This is a genomic window from Kitasatospora sp. NPDC101235 (assembly GCF_044767505.1).
Taxonomy (GTDB): domain Bacteria; phylum Actinomycetota; class Actinomycetes; order Streptomycetales; family Streptomycetaceae; genus Kitasatospora.
In genome coordinates this window covers 1-17,997 of the sequence record NZ_JBIWNZ010000046.1, presented here as the reverse complement: position 1 = coordinate 17,997, position 17,997 = coordinate 1, and the positions used below count along the sequence as shown (strand labels likewise).

Here is a 17,997-nt window from a genome sequence, read left to right as displayed (position 1 = left end):
CCCTGACCAGCCAATTCAGGATGGTGGATCTTCAATAAGTACCGGTTCCCAGCCCGCTTGACTTCGCACACTCCGTGCCGCAAGCATGGCCGTGGCTGCCGGGGAGGGCCCGTGACGCAAAGTACCGCCCGCCAGATGTCGAAGCGCGGACGACGGAATCGCTTGACCGTCGTAGCTGCCATGGCCGTTCTCGGTGGCGGGTTCGCCATCAACACATGGATCAACCGGGGCCCGGAAACCAAGGTCTACGAAGGCCCCGTGGCCGGCTACCCACTGCTGGTCAGCTCCGACGGCCAGAGCCTGACGCTCAGCATCGGCTGGGGCTGCGAGAAGCAACCCAAGCTCGTGGTACGCGAGTCCGCCAACGCGGTGAAGGTCTCCCTGCGGCACACGGTCGCCCCGGGCTTCTGCGACCCTGGCGGCTACGGACAGATCACCACCCACCTGAACAAGCCGCTCGGTTCCAAGACGCTGAACGACGCCACCGGCAAGCCCGCCATACACTTCGACGAGCGCAACCTCCTCCGGCCCACGTTCCTGCCAGAGAACTACTACCCCTCCCCCGCAGGCGAGATGGTCGACCTGCCCGGCGTGGCCCCACTACCGACCGGCACCCCCGCCTGGGCCATCGGCTACCAGCTGGGCACGGGGCCCGACGTACACGGACACCTGATCATCAGCCAGACCCTCCGGAACAGCACGCCACCGGACGGCCGGGCCGTCACAGTCAAGGGTCACCCCGCGACCTTCACGCAACCGGACCCCAACGGCGGTCCCCGTTCGCTGACGTGGTCGGATGGGACCTATACCTTTATTGTCGCCACCGGTGCCCCACCACGGCTCTCGGACGCAGATCTCATCCACGTCGCCGAGAGCCTCGGCAGCTGACACTACAAGGACGACGTCTGGTGGGGCCGTTCACCGGACTGACCCCACCAGCACCGCGGCTGCGCCTGCACTGGTCAGAGCAAAACGACTTCGTCGAGGCGAGTGACCGGGCGACCTCCACGGTGCCGGCCTCCCCCGGATCCAGGGCCTGCCAAGTCCGGCCGACGGTGCCGGCGGTCTGCGCCGGGATATCCCACCCGGACCAGGAACCCATCGCCACCGCGGTGCACCCCTCTGTCCAGCCCGAACCTCCAAGCCAGGACAGCAAGCAACCAGGGCTGGCGAATGCAGATCGGCGACAACCTCACTCGCACCGGTGAAGATCACCAACGGCATCCAGAAGTTGAGCCAGAGCCGCGAATGAGAGCCACTCGGGCAGTGGGAACGGGAGCCACTTGTGCCCTTGTGAAAGCCGCACGGCCTGTGCGCCGCCGGGCCCAGCCCGAATCAGGGGTGTCCCTCGTGCGAGTGCGACGCCGCCGGCCCGGAGCACACCGAAGTAGGCGATCCCGCCCGAGCCTGCTCGGCAGAACATTCCTCGGGCCGACGCTACGCCCGGTGCCAGTGCCACGCCACCGCACCGCGGCAAGGGCAGGACCGACGCCAAGGACGCGGCGGTGATCGCAGACCAGACCCGCATCCGCCGCGACCTGCAACCCCTGCGATCCGGCGACGAGATCGCCACCGACCTCAAGCTCCTCACCGCCCACCGAACGGACCTGGTCGCCGACCGCACCCGCACCGTCAACCGCCTCCGCACCCTCCTGACCGGACCGGAGAGCGGCGACACCGGCGCGGACACCCCGGCTCGTTGGTGGTGCCGCCCGGCTCAGGGCGCCGCCAGGGCGACCGCGAAGCCGTGGTCCGGGATGTCGAGGAAGCGCCGGTTGAACCGTACGAAGGGTTCGATGAGCAGGTCCACGAAGACCAGGAAGGCCACCGTGCCCACGCCCACCGGCCCGCCCAGCAGCCATCCGGAGAGCAGCAGCACGCCCTCGATCAGTCCCTTCGCGCACCAGAAGGGCCAGGTCCGGCGGTGCCGGATGGTGATCGCCAGCAGGTCGATGGCGCGGATCCCGAAGCCGCTCATGATGATCAGCGCCGACGCGTACGCGCACAGCAGCGCGCCGAGCAGCATCAGCGGGTAGCTCCGCAGCCCCAACCAGGCCACCGGCCGCAGCCATTGGAAGAGGTCGATCAGGCTGCCGCACAGAAAGAAGGTCACGAAGGGCGAGACCACCGGGCGCTTGCGGTTCCACACCGCCCACGCCCCGATGCACACCACCGCGACGGCCGCCTGGCAGATCCCGATGGTGAGCGGCAGGTATCTGAGCACCCCGAGCGAGAAGACGTCGAGCGGATCGGTACCCAGGTTCGACTGGATGAAGCAGTGGGCGCCCAGCGAGAAGACCAGGCAGCCGGCCAGGTACACCAGGGCCCGGGGCAGTAACTCGCCCAGCCGGCGCGGGTTCCCGTCCGGTGCGGTGCCGAGGGGATGGTGGGTGGTCATGGGTTCCTCCAGGAGAGCGGGCGCCCGGCCCGCGATCACTCCGGAGGCGGGGAGCGGGTTCAGGCGAGCGACTGGTAGGCGAGGAAGCCACCGAAGAGGATGACGCCGACCCCGGCGACCAGGTCGACTCCCTTCAGCAGCCGAGCGCTGAACCGTCGGCGGAACACCAGCACGCCGGTGCTCAGCAGGGTGAACCACAGCAGCGTGCCGCAGCCGACGCCGACGAGCATGGAAACCGAGGCGGGCAGCGTCCCGGTGACGTTCGCCGCCGTGGCCGCGGCGAAGGCGGCGGCCCAGTAGCCGATCGTCGCCGGGTTGGAGGCGGTGGCCGCCAGCGCGGTACGGAACGCCGCCAGCGGGCGGACCGCCTCCGGGTTCCGCTCGTCCTCGGCGGCCTTCTTGACCTGGAAGGCGGAGCGCAGCGAGCGCGCGCCGATGTACACGAGCACCGCCGCCCCGGCCAGGCCCAGACCCGTCCGCAGCGCCGGGACGTCCAGCAGCCTGCCGACTCCGGCCAGGCCCAGGCCGGCGTAGGTGACGTCCACCAGTGCCGCGCCCAGGCCGATCGCCCAGCCGGTCGGGAAGCCGTCGCGCAGGACGCTGCGCACGCACAGCAGGCCGATGGGGCCGAGGGGCAGAGCGACCAGGAAGCCGAGGCTGAGCCCGGCGAACCACGCGGGGAGGATGTTCACCGTCCGCCCCCGCAGGTCACCGGGGTCATTCCGATCCGGCCTAAGTCCTGGTGCGAGCACGTGCGCGACAATTCGCTCTGCCCTCTCGTCACAACATCCGCCGATCAGGTCATTCGACGAGTTCCGATATGCCGAACCGTACCTCATCGCCTTCGGCCGGGCTCAGGTCTTCGGGCGCGTAGAACAGCTCGTACACATTGGTCGACAACAACTGGCCGAGCCTGGTCAGGGCGTACACGTCCGTACCGCGCGGCTCCAGCCAGCCCTTGTCGATGAGCTGTTCGATTTCCGGTCCGAAGACCGTCTCCATGGTGACGCCGAACCGTTGCCGGAAATCCGGCCGGTTGACCTCGCACATCTTGAGGCCGCGGATCATGACGCGGCGCATCTCCTGTTCCTTGGTGAGGTAGGTGGCGAAATCCAGCGGGATCCGACCGCCTTCCACCATCTCGTAGTACTTTTTCAGCGGCTTGACGTTGACGAACAGCCGGTCGTGGATCACGCTCTTCGACGAGACGCCGAATCCGATCATGGGCCAGGTCCGCCAGTAGTACTCCAGGAAGCGCGAGTAGTCGGCGCAGCGGTCGGGGTGGAAGTAGCCGGTCGAGCTGCGCCGGACGAACCCCGCCGCCTCCAGGGCGTCGATGGCGTACTCGTACATGCGCCGCTCGTCCTGGGCCGTGGGGAGCGCCATCTTGCCGGACGTGATGAGCGAGTGGAACGCCGTCTTCGGCCAGATCTCCAGGCCGTAGGCCGTGATGCAGGCCGGTTCGAGTTCGATGGCGCGGTCCACGCTGCGCTTCCAGTCGTCCACGGACTGGTCCGGGAGCGGGAAGATCAGGTCGATGTTGGTGTGGGTGAATCCGCCGTCGACGACGGTGCGGAAGGCCCGTTCCGCGGTGGCGCGGTCGTGCGAGCGGTTGCAGATCGCCAGCAGCCGGTCGTCGAAGGCCTGGACGCCGACGCTGAGCCGGGTGAACCCGGCCTCCCGCATGCGCGCGATCTTGGCCTCGTCGACCGTCGAGGGGTCGAATTCCAGGCCGATCTCCGCGCCTTCGTTGAATTCGAACGACTCCCGGCAGACGTCCAGCAGCCGTGCCGTCTGGTCGCCGGTGAGGATGCCCGGCGTGCCGCCGCCGAAGTACACCGCGTCGACCCGGAACGCGGGGAAGGCGCGATTGGCGGCGAACGCGCGGACCTCGCGCTCCAGCGCGTCGACGTACTGGGCGAAATGCTGCTCGTTCCGGTTGATGTAGACCGTGTAGTCGCAGAATCCGCACTTGGTGATGCAGAACGGGACGTGCAGGTACAGCACCGCGTTCTCGGCGCGGAAGTACTCGTCGTACTCGTGGTGCCGGTATTTGAACGGATAGGTGTGGATGTTCCGCCGGATGATCTTCTCGGCCATCTGCGGTCGCTCCTTCGTCGGGGCCGGCCTGGCGTGGTGGGTGACGGATCCGGGACCGGAGCCCGTCAGCAGAGGACCTGGAACGGTCGGACGTCGGCGGCCGCATCGAGGGCCGGCCGGTCGTTGGGGACCACTGGGCGTCCGCAGGAGACGAAGAGGTCGTCGTAGCGCGTCCGCGACCGCTCGCGGTAGTCGGCGGCGGACCTCGCCAGCATCTTGACGACCTCTTCGGCGAGCATCAGCTGGTACTGGCAGGACTCGGTGTTGAGCTCGTTCACGTCGCCGGACGCCACGTGGTTCTCCTGCCGGCAGCCCCCGCCGCACAGGTAGCGGGCCCAGCAGGCCCCGCACACCCGGTGCTCGTCGACGGTGCGCCGCCACTCGGGGTGGTCCCGGGTGAGGCCCTCGGCCCCGGTGCCCACGTCGAAGCCCTGGTCGCCGACCAGGCGGTGGCACGGGCTGATGCTGCCGTCGGGGGAGTGGGTGTAGTACGTCCGGCCGCCCGAGCAGAACGCCAGCGCCGCCGACCCCTCGGTGATCATCTGTACCGTGCGCTCGTACTCCAGCACGCCCTTGAACCGGTTGTCGGCGGCGAACAGCCGCGGGTAGTGCACCAGGAAGTCCTTGAACTGCTCCACGATGCCGGGCTGGAGGAAGTGGTTGATGTACTGGATGCCCTTGGGTTCGGAGAGCTTGCGGTCCCCCAGGGTGAGGGCGATGGGCACCGTGGTGCCCTGGTCCACGGGGTAGACGCCCGGATAGATCTGGAAGTAGTCGAAGAGGTCGAGGTTCCAGAGGTCGAGCACGTTGTCGGTGAGGCTGGGCTCCGCGGTCGCGATGGTCATCCGCGCGACCAGGGTGACGTCGTCGCCGCAGGCCTCGCGCAGCCGGAACAGGTTGCGGATGATCCGGTCGTAGGACCCCTTCCCGTTCTTGGACGGGCGGTTGGCGTCCTGGACCTCGCGGCCGCCGTCGATCGAGACCGAGACGATGAAGCCGTAGTCCCGGAAGAGCTCCTCGATGCCCTGGGGCATCAGGGTGAGGTTGGTCGAGATCCGGTGGACGAACTCGGTGCCCGTGCGTGCGGTGAGGTCGCGGGCGCGCTCGCAGATCCTGCGGATCACCTCGAAGTTGGCCAGCGGCTCCCCGCCGAAGAACTCGAAGCGGACCCGCTGCCCGGGCGCGGCGTAGCGGTCGATGAAGTCGAAGATCCAGGCGATCGAGTGCTCGCCCATGGCCTCGGTGATGCGGCCGTAGTCGCCGCCCTCGGCGAAGCAGTAGGTGCAGGCGAGGTTGCACACGTTCGTCAGGTTGACGTTGACCGCGAAGTCGGCGCCGTCCGACAGCGCGCCCTCCCGGAGGCGGACGCGGTTGGCCTCGCGGCCGGATTCGGCGCCGGCCTGCAGCCTCTCCCACGCCCGTCGCTCGTCGAGCAGCAGGTTCTCCACGCCGGCCGCCAACCGCTCGGCGGTGTCCGCCGGGGCGAGCAGCAGCCGGTGGCTCCCGGTGATCAGGACGGCCGAGGTGTCGTCGCTGAACGGCAGGACGCGGTAGTCGGTTCCATGCCGCATCGCACCCCGCTCCGTCGCGTGCGCGGGGCCGGTCATGACCTGGTGCGGGGCTGGAAGAGGGGCAGCGGCGAGACGTCCTCGTTCAGCGTCCCGGCGGAGGCCTCCACGGTCGGGAAGTGGGCGCGGTCGAAGACCTGGTGGAGGCTGGAGGTGCACTGCGAGGGGACGGCCACCTGGACGCCGACCTCGCCCGCCGTGCTCTTGGCGGCGATGTACCGGAAGCTCTCCTGCGGGGCCAGGTCGATGACCTGCCACGACTGCTCCGCGGCCGGGTCGCCGTAGCGGCGGTGGTAGGCCCGCACCGGCGCGTCGGAGGCGTTGCGCACCTGGACGTGCAGGGCGCGGACGTCGCCGTGCCAGTCGAAGCGGGCCAGGTCCAGGCCCTCGGCGGGGAGTTCCGGCACCCGGGTTCGCGACCGGGCGTCGGGCAGCAGGACGATCGGGGCGCGGGCACCGCACCCGACGCAGGCGCCGTCCCGGTCCAGGCCGACCAGGTCGGCGTTGAGGCCGTACCGGGTGATCTGGAGCTGGCCGCACCGGTGGCACCAGGTGTTGGTCGACTCGGTGTCGTACACGTTCCCCAGGTAGACGTGGTTCAGCCCCATGTCCAGGGCGATCTTGCGGGCCCGTTCCAGCCGGTCGACCGGGGTGCGGATGGTGTCGGTCATCTTGTAGTCCGGGTGGAAGCGCACGAAGTGCGTGGGCACGTCGGGGCTGAGCCGCTCGCCGACGAAGGTCGCCATCTCCCGGGCGGTCGTCTCGTCGTCGCTGAGGTCGGTGACCATCAGCGTGGAGACCTCGACGTGCTTGCCGGCCCGGAACACCTGCTCGGTGCCCTCCAGGACCGGTTCCAGCCACCCCTTGGTGATCTTCCGGTAGTACTTCGGGTCCAGGGACTTGATCGACACCGAGAAGATGTCGATGACCGGGATCAGTTCCTCGATCGCCTCACCGCTGATGAAGAACGCGGACTTGTAGAGGTTGACGATTCCGGCCGCCTTGGCGAGGGCCGCCGTCTCGACCACGAACTCGTGCCACACCACCGGGTCGTTGTAGGTCCAGGAGATGACCTTGATGCCGTGCCGGACGGCGATGTCCACGACTTCCTCGGGCGTGTAGTGGTAGACGTCCTTGTCCTCCACGTGGCGCGCCTGCGACGTCTTCCAGTTGTGGCAGTAGTCGCAGTTCAGCATGCAGCCGACGTTGCCCATGGAGAGGATCCGGGCGCCGGGCGCGTAGTGGAACACCGCCTCGGTCTCGATGGTCTCCTCGGTGGCGTGGACGGAGCGCCCGTAGTTCAGGGTCACCAGACGGCCGTCCCGATTGGCCCGGACCATGCAGAATCCGTGCTGGCCGGGGCGTATCCGGCAGTTCCGGGGGCTGAGATGACATCGGACGACGTCGTCGTCCAGGCGCTCCTCCAGCCGGGCCGGGCGCGGTTGGTTGTCCCAGGTCCTCTGCGACATGGCTGTTCCTTCCGTGCGGTGGTACGGAGGCGACGGGTTGGCGCACGGGTCCTCGGGGGCGGGCCGACCGGTGCGACGCCGTCGGGGGATCCGGGATTCCGGCGCCGTGGTACGGAATTCGGCTCCGGATGCGACTCCGGATTCGACGGTCGGATCGATGGGGAGCCTGCGCCCGCCCTCATCTCCCACTCTCCCCCGGACGAAGGCGCCGCCGGAGGGATCGCCTCGCGGAAAGGGCCGAAGTGGAGCGGGAGAACCATGGGAATCGTGCTGGTTACCGCGATGAGCTTCACCGGATCCGCGAGTACCTGTCAAGGAGCCGACGGAGCACCGGATCCGGCCGGTACCCCGAAGTGGACAGCGCCCTTCGATCCGGTCGCGGCGTGGGTTAGGCCAGCCTCACTTCCGGCGATCTGACCCGTGGCCAGTGGATTCCCCGGCCAAGCGTCGGCGGAGGCCGATCCGGGCGGCGGCGCGGCCCGGACTGTACGCCGTCGAAGGTGGCCGAAAATCGCCGCTCTCCAGGGGAATAACCAGCTGTCACAGAACGATGCGCCCGCCGCAGCCGCCGCTCGCCCCGCACCGGCCCCGGTGGGTCCGGTCGACTCTGATTGATCGTCAACTCCACCCCATGCACAAAGGAGTTCTGTCAGCCCTACGCCGAGTGGCCACGAAATGCCGCCGACTCGGGGGAGCGGGCATGCCGGAGGGTTCGGACCAGGACCGGTCGTCGTCGGGTCGGCCGGTGCCTGGGTGGCGGGTACCGGGGTGGACGGAGATCCGGCCACTCGGTTCCGGTCGGAACCGGGTCGCGCTGGTCCGCTCGGACGCCTCCGGTGAGCTCGCCGTGATCAAGTACTCCCCCGCGCCGCCCGCCGGCGGCACCGCGCTGCGGCACCCGAACCTGGTCCGGATCGACCAGGTATCCGGCGCCGGCCAGCAGCACCACACCAGTGCCGAGCAGTGCAGCCCAGACCTGGTACCAGGGAGCACCGGGCGGTGCCAGCACGCTCCGCGGCCAGCAGATGTTGACCACCTCAAGGCCCGTCCAGGCCACCGCGAGCGCGTTCAGCACGGTGCCGAACCGGCCGAACGAGACGGCACCGGCCGGCTGCCAGCGGCCACGCAGCCGAGCGGCCAAGGCGACAGCGGTCAGCAGGAAGAACGGCAGGAAGGTGGCCGCCGAACCGAAGCTGATCAGGCTGCCCATGGCGGCGGTCTTCAGCCCGAGCGGCAACGCGGCGCAGCTGACCAGGACCGCCGTCACCAGGCCGCCGATCGGCGCCTTGTGCTTGTTGACCTTGCGCACCTGGGCGGAAAACGGGAAGGCGCCGTCCCGGGCCAGCGAGTACAGGCCGCGGGCCGCGCCGCCCTGCGAGGCCATCAGGCAGGCGGTGAAGCCGACCAGCACCACCAGGACGAACGGCTTGGCCGACCAGTCGCCGAATCCCGCGGTGACGGCGGTGGTCACCGGGTCGAGGTCCTGCCCGGCCACCACGGCGGCCGGGTCGGGATGGGCGAGCGTGACCGAGACGGCGTTCAGGATCACCACGGCTCCGACGCTCAGCAGCGCCCAGAACATCGCCCGCGGCACCTGGCGGCTGGCGTCCTTGGTCTCCTCGGCGGTGGAGACGCAGGCGTCGAAGCCGATGAAGGCCCAGCCGCCGACCGCGATCACGGCGAGGAAGGACATCAGGTTGCTGCTGCCGGTGGCCGGCGCGCCCAGGGTGTCGAAGAGCGTCCCGAAGCCGTGCTTGCGGAAGAACACCAGTAGCGCGAGGCCGACCAGCACCGAGGCGATCGCCTCGGCGGCGATGCCGAGCGAGACGAACCAGCGCAGCAGGTTGATGCCGTAGGCGTTGACCAGGGCGCAGCCGAGCGTGAACGCGACCGAGGCCAGCACCAGCTCGGCCGGGGTGGGGGTGGCGCCGAACAGGGCGAAGAACCAGGGCGACCGGCGGGTACCCGGTACGGGGGTGGCCGGGCCAGGTCCGGCCACCCCCGTGCGTCATCTGGCCGGCCGGGAACTCGTCGGCGAGGGCCGGGTCGTTGTTCCGGCCCCTGGCACGGAACGGCTCGCGATAAGCCGGAACTTCGCCTCCACCCGGGCCGGGGCCATGGTGGAGCGGTCGACCTCCACCATCAGCAGCGGCACCCCGATCAGCTGCACCACCTCCGCCTGGAGTGGCGCAGCGAGAACGACGTCATCGACATCGTGAAGGAGCTTGTCAGCCGAACGGCGTGATGTTCCGTCGTGTCGCTCAGGCGAAGCGGGAGCTGCGCACCGGGCCGGCGGAGCGGCAGCGGTCGCGCGGACCGGTCAGCCAGCGAGGGGCGACCGCGCGGGCGAAGGCGGCCAGTGCCTCGTCCGGGTCGGCCGGGGTCTCGCCGTCGCCGGGGTCCGGGGTCGGGTCGGCGGAGCTGATGTCGGCCGCCAGTTCTTCGGCGGTCCGCTCGTCCGGCTCCCCGCCGAGCGGCTCCCAGGGCGCGAGGATCGTCTGGCCGAGCAGGCCGCAGACGTCGGCTGCGACGCCGGGCGCCTCGGTCCAGCAGGTCGCGTGCTCGTACAGCACCTCGCCCGGTGCGCGCCCGTTCAGGCGGGAGAGCAGTTCGTCGTCCGCCTCGCTCAGGTCGTAGGCCACCACCACGGTGTTCGCCGTGCCCGGCCGGTAGGGCTGGACGGGCAGACCGAGCAGGTCGGCGGCGGCCAGGCCGAGCGCGCGGTCTGCGCGGCCGGGCAGCAGGGAGACCGAGTGCGGGCGCGTCCCGGTCGCCTCCAGGATCACCCGCAACCGCTCCAGGCCTTGGCGGCAGAGCGCGTAGCTGTCCTGGAGGAAGGCGTAGCGGCCGGTCATCCCGGCGTCCCAGCCGTACGGGGACAGGGTGGTGAGCAGGCCGCCGGTGAGGGTGAAGTGCCAGGCGCGCAGGGCCTGGTGGTGGAGCGGGTCGGGGCCGCCGGGCTGCGCGGTGGCGGCGACGGCCGTGGCGCGGTCGAGGGAGCGGCGCAGCCGGTCGGCGGCGGGCTGCCACTGGCCGGCCTCGGCCGGCAGGCGGTCGAAGGCGGTGCGGGCCGCGGTGGCGTCGCCGGCCATCAGGGTGTTGTAGGCGAGCAGGTAGCGCTCGGGCCAGTCGCGGAGCAGCGTGTCGTGGTCGCGCAGCAAGGTGACGGCCTCGGCGTGGCGCTCCTCGTCCTCGAGGGCGGTGGCGAGTTCGGCGATGATCGGAAGCCGCTGGTCGGCCCGGCCGCGGACCTTGGCGAGCAGGCCGCGCGGCGGTGCTTCGGCCGCGCGCAGAGCCTCGGCGAGGGCGGGGACGGCGAGGAAGGAGGCGCCGCGTCCGACGCAGGCGTAGCCGTACTGGTAGAGCGCGCCGGGGTGGGCGGGCTTGGCGACCAGGGTGCGGGCCGCCTCGACGAGGTCGTCGAAGCCGGCACTGGCGGCCAGCCGCTCGACCAGCGGGGCCACCTGGGCGGCCGGCAGGTCACGTGCGACCGAGCGCAGTTCGCGCATCGCGGCGCCCGGGTCACCGGACTCCACGAGGCTCCAGGCGGTGTCCAGCGAGGTCGTCGTCACAGGGGTTTCCTCCAGGGCGGGTTGTTGTCGACGGGGGAACGAAGGCAAGAGCAGCGTGGGCCGCGGGTGGCGGGGCGCGTGGCGCCGGTGCGCCGACGGCGGGTGCGCCGTCGCGCACGCGGTCGCGGTGGTGGACGCGGCCGTGGCTGTGGCTGTGGTGGTGAACGTGGCAGGGCGCGGAACCGGGGTGGCGGGAGCCGGGGCGGCAACCTGGCCGCGGCGGCTGAGCCGGGTGCGGGCGCCCGGTGAGTAGTGGCACGGGGCCGGCCGCCGGTCGTCGGCGGCGGGTGGGGCTCACCTGCTCGGGCGGTGGCCGCCCTTCCTGTTGAGGTCGCGCATGGGGAGGATCATGGCCGAATGCCACTGCCCGCCGCAAGCCGGTTATTCGTCCGGCGACCGCCGAACCGGGGCGTCGACGTCGATCCGACCGGGATGCACTGTGGGGGTGTGACCACCGGCGGCTGAAACACGGCTCCAGGACATCGACGCCCCCGTCGAGGCCGCTGAGAAGGCAGGCCGCTGGCCGAAGCGGCGTGAACGACCACCTCCACGGGGTTGCTCACCCCGTGGAGCCGTCGAACACCTCCAAGCCCGTCGCCACGGTGCCGCAAAATGCCAGCGCCCCGCGGTCGAGACCGAGGGCGTTGAGAAGGATGTCCCGAACACCGCCGTTCTGTCGGCGATCACTTTCTGGGCTCTGTCGCTGATTGAGGGGTCCGTGCCGACCATGAACGGGTGGTGGGCATGACCTGGGCGTGATGGATGCGGCGCGTGTGGCGGACCTTCTCTTCCCTGGGATCGGCGTGGAGGTCGACCCGGCTCGGCCGCCTGGTTCGCGCGGCCACCGAGGGCGGCTTCCGCAACGGCTCGACGCGATCCACCAGGACGACCCGTTCAGCCTCCACACCCTTGCCGCCGGCATCGACGGCCGGGCCCTGAGGATTGAGACCTACCTGCCACGGGCTCGCTGCTCGGCCCGGCGGCGGGCAGTCCAAGTGGACCTCGTTCGTCGTCCGTCGTCGGTGCCGAGAACGACGACAGGGCGGGTGGGGCCGGACGATCCGGCCCCACCCGCCCCGGTTCGGTGGCGTCCGCGAGGCGTCAGGACTTCCTGAACACGAACTTCTTCGGGGAGTCCTCGGACACCGGGATGTAGATCCCGTCGCGGGCGCCGTCACCGCGTACGCGCAGCCGCACGCTCGTCCTGGTGCCGTCCGGCCCATCGAGCGTCACGCCGATCTCCTGGTCTGCCAGGGCGGACTTCTCTTCCAGACTCCAGCTCCCCTGACCGCTGAACTGCCGGACAGCAGTGGCGTCCGCGTCCGCGAACTCGGTGGGGACGTTGACGGCGGACAGGGTGCCGTCCTCATGCAGGGTCAGCTGCGCCCCCTGGGAGCCGCTCCAGGAGCCCAGGAGTTCCTCCGTCTTGATCGAACCGCCGAGGGGGTTCAGGAACACGAAGGCCAGGATGGCCAGCGCCAGCACGCAGCCCGCTGCGACGGCCAGTACGGTTTTCTTCATCACAGGTCCGGGGTCTCCGTCCACGTCAGAGGCCGCCGCTCACAGGGTGACGCGGTGGGGTTGGAAAACTGAAACGGATGCTCCACAGCCTGACGCCGCCGCGATGCGGGACACCGGTACGAGCACCCAGGCCGCGGCATGCGCGCCGCGAGCCCTCCCCGCACGCATCGCTGCCCTGTCCATGTGCGGTTGTCCTCCTCCCCCTCCGGCCCAGAGTGAAGCACCGAGCCGTCGGGGCGCCGACGGCTCGGCTGCTGCTGGAACGGCCCCATCATGGCAATAAATTTGAACACGTTCAACGCCTCCTGATCAGCGGATTCGGCGTTGACCGACTCGCCACAACGCTGACACCACCCACCGACACCGAACCATCACCTCCGCGCCAGACCAGCCAGCAGACCCGCAGGTTTTGACGATTGCTCCCTTCGCGATGTCCTTGACCCTCTGTCGGCATACGTCCCGATGTGCTCAGTGAGGCACCTGCCGGAGCACGTGGGCCGTGGCCACCAACCATCTGGTCGGTTTCGCCCTCGCCGACGCGGACAGCGAGGGGGTCTGGTGCTTCGATGTCACCCAGCCGGACGCGAACGGCGAGTACCCGGTCTACTACCACCAGGACGATCAGGAAGGGCGCGCACGCTACGCCGAGGGCGGGGAGTGGGAGGACGGGACCGACCCGGCCCCGGACTTCCCCACGTTCGCGGCCTGGCTGGGCACGGTGACCGTCGCGTTCACCGCGTCCGAGCCGCCGAGCTGGTTCGGGGAGCTGGGCTCTCCGGGCTTCCACCCCGACGGCGTTCGCTGACATCCCCCGCCGACCGCCCCGGAAGTGCCGGTGCCCTGCCGGTGTGGACGGGCAGCGTGGTGCGGCGGTGAAGTGCAGGCACAGTCCCGCGGACACGAGGCGCGGGCCGGTTACGCACCCGGGGCCTCGTCCGGGTGGAGGGCGTCGAGGATGAGGGCGAGGCCGAAGGCGAACTCGCCGGCATAGTCGTAGCCGGGCTTGAGGACGTGTTCGGTGGCCAGCTCGGCGAGGTGGGGGTAGGCGCCGGCGGGCAGCCCGCTCAGGATGGCACCCGCGACCTCGGCCGGCTCCGCCCCGCCCTTGAACGGCAGGCTGACCTCCTGGAGCACGAAGCCGTACAGGTAGCTGTCGATCAGCGAGACCGCGTGCGCGGTCATCGGCACGGAGAATCCGCCGGCGCGCAGCGCGCCGATGACGGCGTCGTGGTGGCGCAGGGTCGCCGGGCCGGGCTGGGCGCGGGAGTCCATGAGGCCGATCGCCCATGGGTGGCGCAGGAGGGCGGCGCGCGCGGAGGCCGCGCGCCGACGCATGGCGCTCTTCCAGTCGGTGCCGTGCGGTGGGAGCTCGATCTCGCCGAACACCGCGTCCACCATGCCGTCGAGGATTTCCTCCCGGCCTGCCACGTGGTGGTAGAGCGACATCGCCTGGACCCCCAGCGGCTGGGCGATGGCCCGCATGGTGAGCGCGGCAGACCCCTTCTCGTCCGCCACCTCCACCGCCGCCCGGATCACGCGCTCACGACTCAGCGGCGTGCGGGCCGGTTTCCCGCGCCGGCCCTTGCCTTGCTCGGGCATGCGGCCCCTCCTCCACGTCCATTGACTGCCTTACGGTGTAAGGCTAACGTGCCTTACACCATAAGGTCGCCATGTCCGCGAGGGGGCTGCGCCATGGGCAAGGATCACGTGGAGAAGGTCTGCATCATCGGGGCTTCGGGGAAGCTGGGGCAGTACATGGTCGGACACGCGCTGGAACGCGGCTACGAGGTGGTCGGCGTCTGCCGGGAGCGCAGCGTGCCGAAGCTGGCCGCGTTCGAGGGGCGGATCACCGTCGTCCCCGGGGCGACGAACGACCCGGAGGTGATCCGCCGGGCGGTCGCCGGGTGCGACGGGGTGCTGACGGTGCTGGTGCCCTGGGGCGTGCAGCAGTACGCGTCGGGTACGGCGCAGGCGGTCCTCGACCACGCCCGGCCGGGCGCGCGCCTGGTGTTCTCCTGCGGCTGGCACATCACGCGCGACGGCAAGGACCGGTACTCCCGGATGTTCACCCTGGGCCTCCGGATCGCCACCGTGCTGGGCAAGCTCGTCCGCGCGGTCGAGATCGACGACCAGGTGGAGGCGTGCCGGCGGGTGTTCGCCAGCGACACCCGGTGGACCGTGGTGCGCGGCAGCGACCTGGAGGAGGGCACGAGCCAGGGCCTGCCGGTGTGGAGCCGGCACGTGGGCGACCCGGTGCTGGCGAGCAACCTGACACGCCGGGTGGACTTCGCGCTGTTCATGGTGGAGGCGCTGACCACGGACGCCCTCGTCCGGGAGGCCCCGGCGATCGTCGGCCGCCTGACCCCCAGCGCGATCGCCCATACCGGCGGCACCCGCGGCCAGGGCTGAGGGCTGCCGCGGGCGGCTGCGGCGGAAGGCCGGAGGCAGGCGTGGGGGCGTGCGCTCCGGCCCGCCCGGCCGAGGTCCAGGAGGACCTGGAAGCGTTCACGGCGGAGTTGTTCGAAGCGTTCACGCGTGCTGACCAGCGGAATTGAGGGCAGGCTCATGTGCGCGGGCTGCTCCTGGACGGCAAACGGAAGTCGGTGGAGCCGATGGCCGCGCGGCTCGGGGAGGACGGAAACCGACAGGCTCTCGCACGCTTCGTCACGACAAGTCCCTGGGATCCTACGCATGTCCGGGCCCGCTTGCCCTGGCGGATGCAGGACGCCATCGATCCGACCGCGCTGATCATCGACGACACGGGGTTCCTCAAGGACGGCGACGCGTCGGCGTGCATGCCGCGCCAGTACACCGGAGCCGCGGGCAAGGTCACCAGCTGCCAGGCGGGCGTCTCGCTCCACCTGGCCCTCGACCATGCCTCGGCATCCGGCCGGTCGCCGTCGCCGACTGGGCCCCGCCTCGGAGTACGGCCGCTTCCGCGCCGGGAAGCACGGCTTCGGCCGCCGTGGCGCCCAGTGGCACGACGGCGCCCACTGCCAACCCGGCGGTGTGGACCCGCACCACCCTGCAGAACAAGGTGATGACCGAGATGGACCAGGCCGATCCCGGCGTCGCGCTCGCGGACCTGGACGGCATCACCAAGGACAACCCGTACACGGTGGTGGTGAGAGTCCTGCCAGCCCAGGGTACGTCCGGACAAATGGATGTCGTCCTAGCGAAGAGCGAGGCCCACCGAACTGATGGGCTTCGCCCGAACACCGCAGTGTGCGCGCTGGGTTGGGGATCAGCCCGTCGGACGGGAGGGGGCGGTGTTGGGGCGGTGCTGGAGGTCGACCGGGTTCTCCCCGTCGTTCGGGGGCAGAGTGGGAGCGGGGCTTGGCGTAGTTGTGGTGGGCACGTGGCTGCCCGAGGGCGCGGACCCTTGCGAGGCGGTGCGGCTCGGTGCGGCGGTGTGGCTGTTGGCAGGTGGCGGCGCGGCCGTGCTCGCGCCCGTCGAGAGTGAGCCCGACACCGACGCCGATGTCGGCTCGGCGGGGGCGGCGGTGGCCGTAGGGCTGGAGGTACCTGCCGACGTTGGGGCCGTCGTCTGGGTGGGCGTGGTGGTCGGCGTCGGCGCGGTGCCTCCGCCGGATCCGCAGGCGCCGGCGGTCAGGACGAGCAGCAGCGCGGTGGCCGAGATGGCGAAGGGTCTTTTCACGGTGGGGTGTCTCCGGGTCTCGTGCGGGCCGGGGTTGGACGTGCGCGGCGCTCGCCCGGTTCCGGAATGCCGGTGCCCGGCGCGCTCGGGTGAGCGGGCCGGGCACCGGTTGTGCGGTGGAACGGCAGATCAGTCCTCGACCTCGTCGCGCCGGCCGTGGCCGAGGCTGTGAAGGTTGAAGGACCAGATGCCGCGCCCGAAGGTGGCGGCGTAGAGCTTGCCGTCGGGGCCGGTCTTGAGCTGCTGGACGGAGGTGGTGGGCAGGTTGCGGCCCAGCACCCGGAAGTCGGTCTCGCCGGGCGCCCGGTAGAAGGCGGCGAGGTCGGAGCCGAGGGCCAGGCCGCCGTTGGGCAGGATCTTGACCGAGGTGGTGGGGACGTCGGGGAGGTTGGCCGAGACGTCGGTCCAGGTGGTGCCGCCGTCGTGGGTCTCGAAGAGGTGGCCGATGCCCGCGCCCGGGCCCTCGGTCCAGGTCCGCGAGAAGCCGTTGAAGGCGACGAAGACGTGCTGGGCGTCGTTCTCGTCGACCGCGAAGGAGGAGATGTAGCGGTTCGGCAGGGTGCCGTCGACCGGCAGGTTGAGCTGGTGCCAGCCGGTGCCGTCGGTCTTGCCGACCGCGATCCCGCGGCTGAAGCCGACGTTGTTGCACGGGCCGCACCAGCCCGCGTACACCGTGCCGTTGACGGTCGCCACCGCCGTGGCGACGTGGCCGGCACCCAGGTCGTAGGCGCTGGTCCACTCGCTGCCGCTGCGAATCGCGTAGCCCTTGTGCTGCACCCAGACGTGCTGGCCGCCGGCGATCCAGGTGTTGCCGTCCTTCGGGTCGGCGGTGATCGGCGCGATGAAGCGGGCCGCGCTGGTGTCCTTGTCCGGCGGGGCGACCTCGTAGGAGGTGGCCTTACTGGGGTCGGTCTTCCAGACGCCGCTGTTGACGGCACAGTTCTGGGTGACCCAGATGTCGAGGTAGACGTACTCCTCGGCGATGTTGCAGCCGTTGTTCGGGTCGACGAGGGTGTCGGCACCGTCGCCGCCGAAGTTGGAGCCCATGACCTTGTCGTGGGCGCGCAGGATCGACTCGCCGTTGTCCTGGAGACCACCGCTGACGATCACGCCCCGCCCGGAGCGGTCCGCCGGGTCCTTGCCGACGCCGACCGAGTAGTACTGCAGGGTGTCGATGGTGCCGTCCGCCAAGGACTTCCAGTCGGTGGCGTGGCCGGAGGCGTCGGCGGCGCCGTTGACGGGGCGGCTGTAGATGCCGCCGTCGTTGCCGACGTAGACGCTGGTCTTGCCCTTGTACGTCCCGAAGGCGACGGCGTGCTGGTCGGAATGGGTGGTCTGCGAGCAGTCGCCGGTCTGCTTGGCCGGGTCGATGCTCCAGCAGGGGAAGCCGAAGTTCCAGTACGGGCCCGGGACGGTCCAGTTGGTGCCGCCGTTCTTCGTCTCCAGGACTTCTTCGAGGCCGGCGTAGACGTGGTCCGGGTTGGCCGGGTCGACCTGGAGGAACTGGTTGTACCAGGCCTGGATGCCGGGCTGGTATCCCTCGTCCTGGAGGGCCGAGCCGGAGTTCTTGAGCTTGTCCTTGTCCGCGATCTGGGTCCACGGGCCCAACGGGGAGCCGGACTTGGAGACGTAGATGCCCTTGAGGCCGGTGTCCGGGTCGCTCGCCATGACGGCCGGGGACTGGTCGATCGCGTAGTAGCGCGAGCCGTCC

The 17,997-nt window shown here is 70.5% G+C and carries 12 protein-coding genes and 3 pseudogenes; 5 read left to right on the top strand and 10 right to left on the bottom strand.

The window, feature by feature from the left end; translation table 11 throughout:
* Positions 1-111 precede the first annotated feature (111 nt).
* Positions 112-888: a hypothetical protein gene (locus ACIRRH_RS40455; protein WP_403077958.1), complete on the top strand. Its 777-nt coding sequence runs from the start codon at positions 112-114 to the stop codon at positions 886-888.
* 566 nt (positions 889-1,454) lie between these two features.
* Positions 1,455-1,655: pseudogene (locus ACIRRH_RS40450) on the top strand (transposase); the annotation flags it as partial.
* A gap of 62 nt (positions 1,656-1,717) precedes the next feature.
* Here ACIRRH_RS40450 and ACIRRH_RS40445 read toward each other — a convergent pair.
* The 8 genes from ACIRRH_RS40445 to ACIRRH_RS40410 all read right to left on the bottom strand — a co-directional run bounded on the left by ACIRRH_RS40445 (position 1,718) and on the right by ACIRRH_RS40410 (position 12,628).
* Positions 1,718-2,398: a YitT family protein gene (locus ACIRRH_RS40445; protein ID WP_403077957.1), complete on the bottom strand. Its 681-nt coding sequence runs from the start codon at positions 2,396-2,398 to the stop codon at positions 1,718-1,720.
* Positions 2,399-2,457: 59 nt separating this feature from the next.
* Entirely contained in the window at positions 2,458-3,090 is a 633-nt protein-coding gene (locus ACIRRH_RS40440; protein WP_403077954.1) for a LysE/ArgO family amino acid transporter, read from the bottom strand.
* Between the two features lie 109 nt (positions 3,091-3,199).
* Positions 3,200-4,498 (bottom strand): coproporphyrinogen-III oxidase family protein, encoded by a 1,299-nt coding sequence (locus ACIRRH_RS40435; protein WP_403077951.1) that lies wholly within the window; start codon positions 4,496-4,498, stop codon positions 3,200-3,202.
* A 65-nt stretch (positions 4,499-4,563) separates the two neighbouring features.
* Complete coding sequence (locus ACIRRH_RS40430) at positions 4,564-6,069, bottom strand: radical SAM protein (RefSeq protein ID WP_403077949.1); 1,506 nt, start codon at positions 6,067-6,069, stop codon at positions 4,564-4,566.
* A 32-nt stretch (positions 6,070-6,101) separates the two neighbouring features.
* Complete coding sequence (gene amrS, locus ACIRRH_RS40425) at positions 6,102-7,535, bottom strand: AmmeMemoRadiSam system radical SAM enzyme (RefSeq protein ID WP_403077946.1); 1,434 nt, start codon at positions 7,533-7,535, stop codon at positions 6,102-6,104.
* A 655-nt stretch (positions 7,536-8,190) separates the two neighbouring features.
* Positions 8,191-9,534: an APC family permease gene (locus ACIRRH_RS40420; protein WP_403077944.1), complete on the bottom strand. Its 1,344-nt coding sequence runs from the start codon at positions 9,532-9,534 to the stop codon at positions 8,191-8,193.
* Between the two features lie 262 nt (positions 9,535-9,796).
* Positions 9,797-11,107 (bottom strand): hypothetical protein, encoded by a 1,311-nt coding sequence (locus ACIRRH_RS40415; protein ID WP_403077942.1) that lies wholly within the window; start codon positions 11,105-11,107, stop codon positions 9,797-9,799.
* Positions 11,108-12,208: 1,101 nt separating this feature from the next.
* A complete protein-coding gene (locus ACIRRH_RS40410; RefSeq protein ID WP_403077939.1) occupies positions 12,209-12,628 on the bottom strand; it encodes a hypothetical protein in 420 nt (139 codons plus the stop codon).
* A 499-nt stretch (positions 12,629-13,127) separates the two neighbouring features.
* Between ACIRRH_RS40410 and ACIRRH_RS40405 the strand changes: the two genes are divergently transcribed.
* Positions 13,128-13,433: a hypothetical protein gene (locus tag ACIRRH_RS40405; protein WP_403077936.1), complete on the top strand. Its 306-nt coding sequence runs from the start codon at positions 13,128-13,130 to the stop codon at positions 13,431-13,433.
* 110 nt (positions 13,434-13,543) lie between these two features.
* Here ACIRRH_RS40405 and ACIRRH_RS40400 read toward each other — a convergent pair whose 3' ends face one another.
* The gene (locus tag ACIRRH_RS40400) at positions 13,544-14,227 is read right to left on the bottom strand and encodes a TetR/AcrR family transcriptional regulator C-terminal domain-containing protein (protein ID WP_403077934.1); all 684 of its coding nucleotides are present in this window, start codon (positions 14,225-14,227) and stop codon (positions 13,544-13,546) included.
* A 93-nt stretch (positions 14,228-14,320) separates the two neighbouring features.
* On the opposite strand from ACIRRH_RS40400, the gene ACIRRH_RS40395 reads away from it, so the two are divergent.
* Together ACIRRH_RS40395 and ACIRRH_RS40390 are read left to right on the top strand one after the other, a co-directional pair.
* Positions 14,321-15,037, top strand: a complete 717-nt coding sequence (locus tag ACIRRH_RS40395; RefSeq protein ID WP_403077932.1) for an NAD(P)-dependent oxidoreductase — start codon at positions 14,321-14,323, stop codon at positions 15,035-15,037.
* 41 nt (positions 15,038-15,078) lie between these two features.
* A pseudogene (locus tag ACIRRH_RS40390) lies at positions 15,079-15,516 on the top strand (transposase); the annotation flags it as partial.
* Between the two features lie 899 nt (positions 15,517-16,415).
* Here ACIRRH_RS40390 and ACIRRH_RS40385 read toward each other — a convergent pair.
* Positions 16,416-17,997, bottom strand: a pseudogene (locus tag ACIRRH_RS40385) (glycosyl hydrolase); the annotation flags it as partial.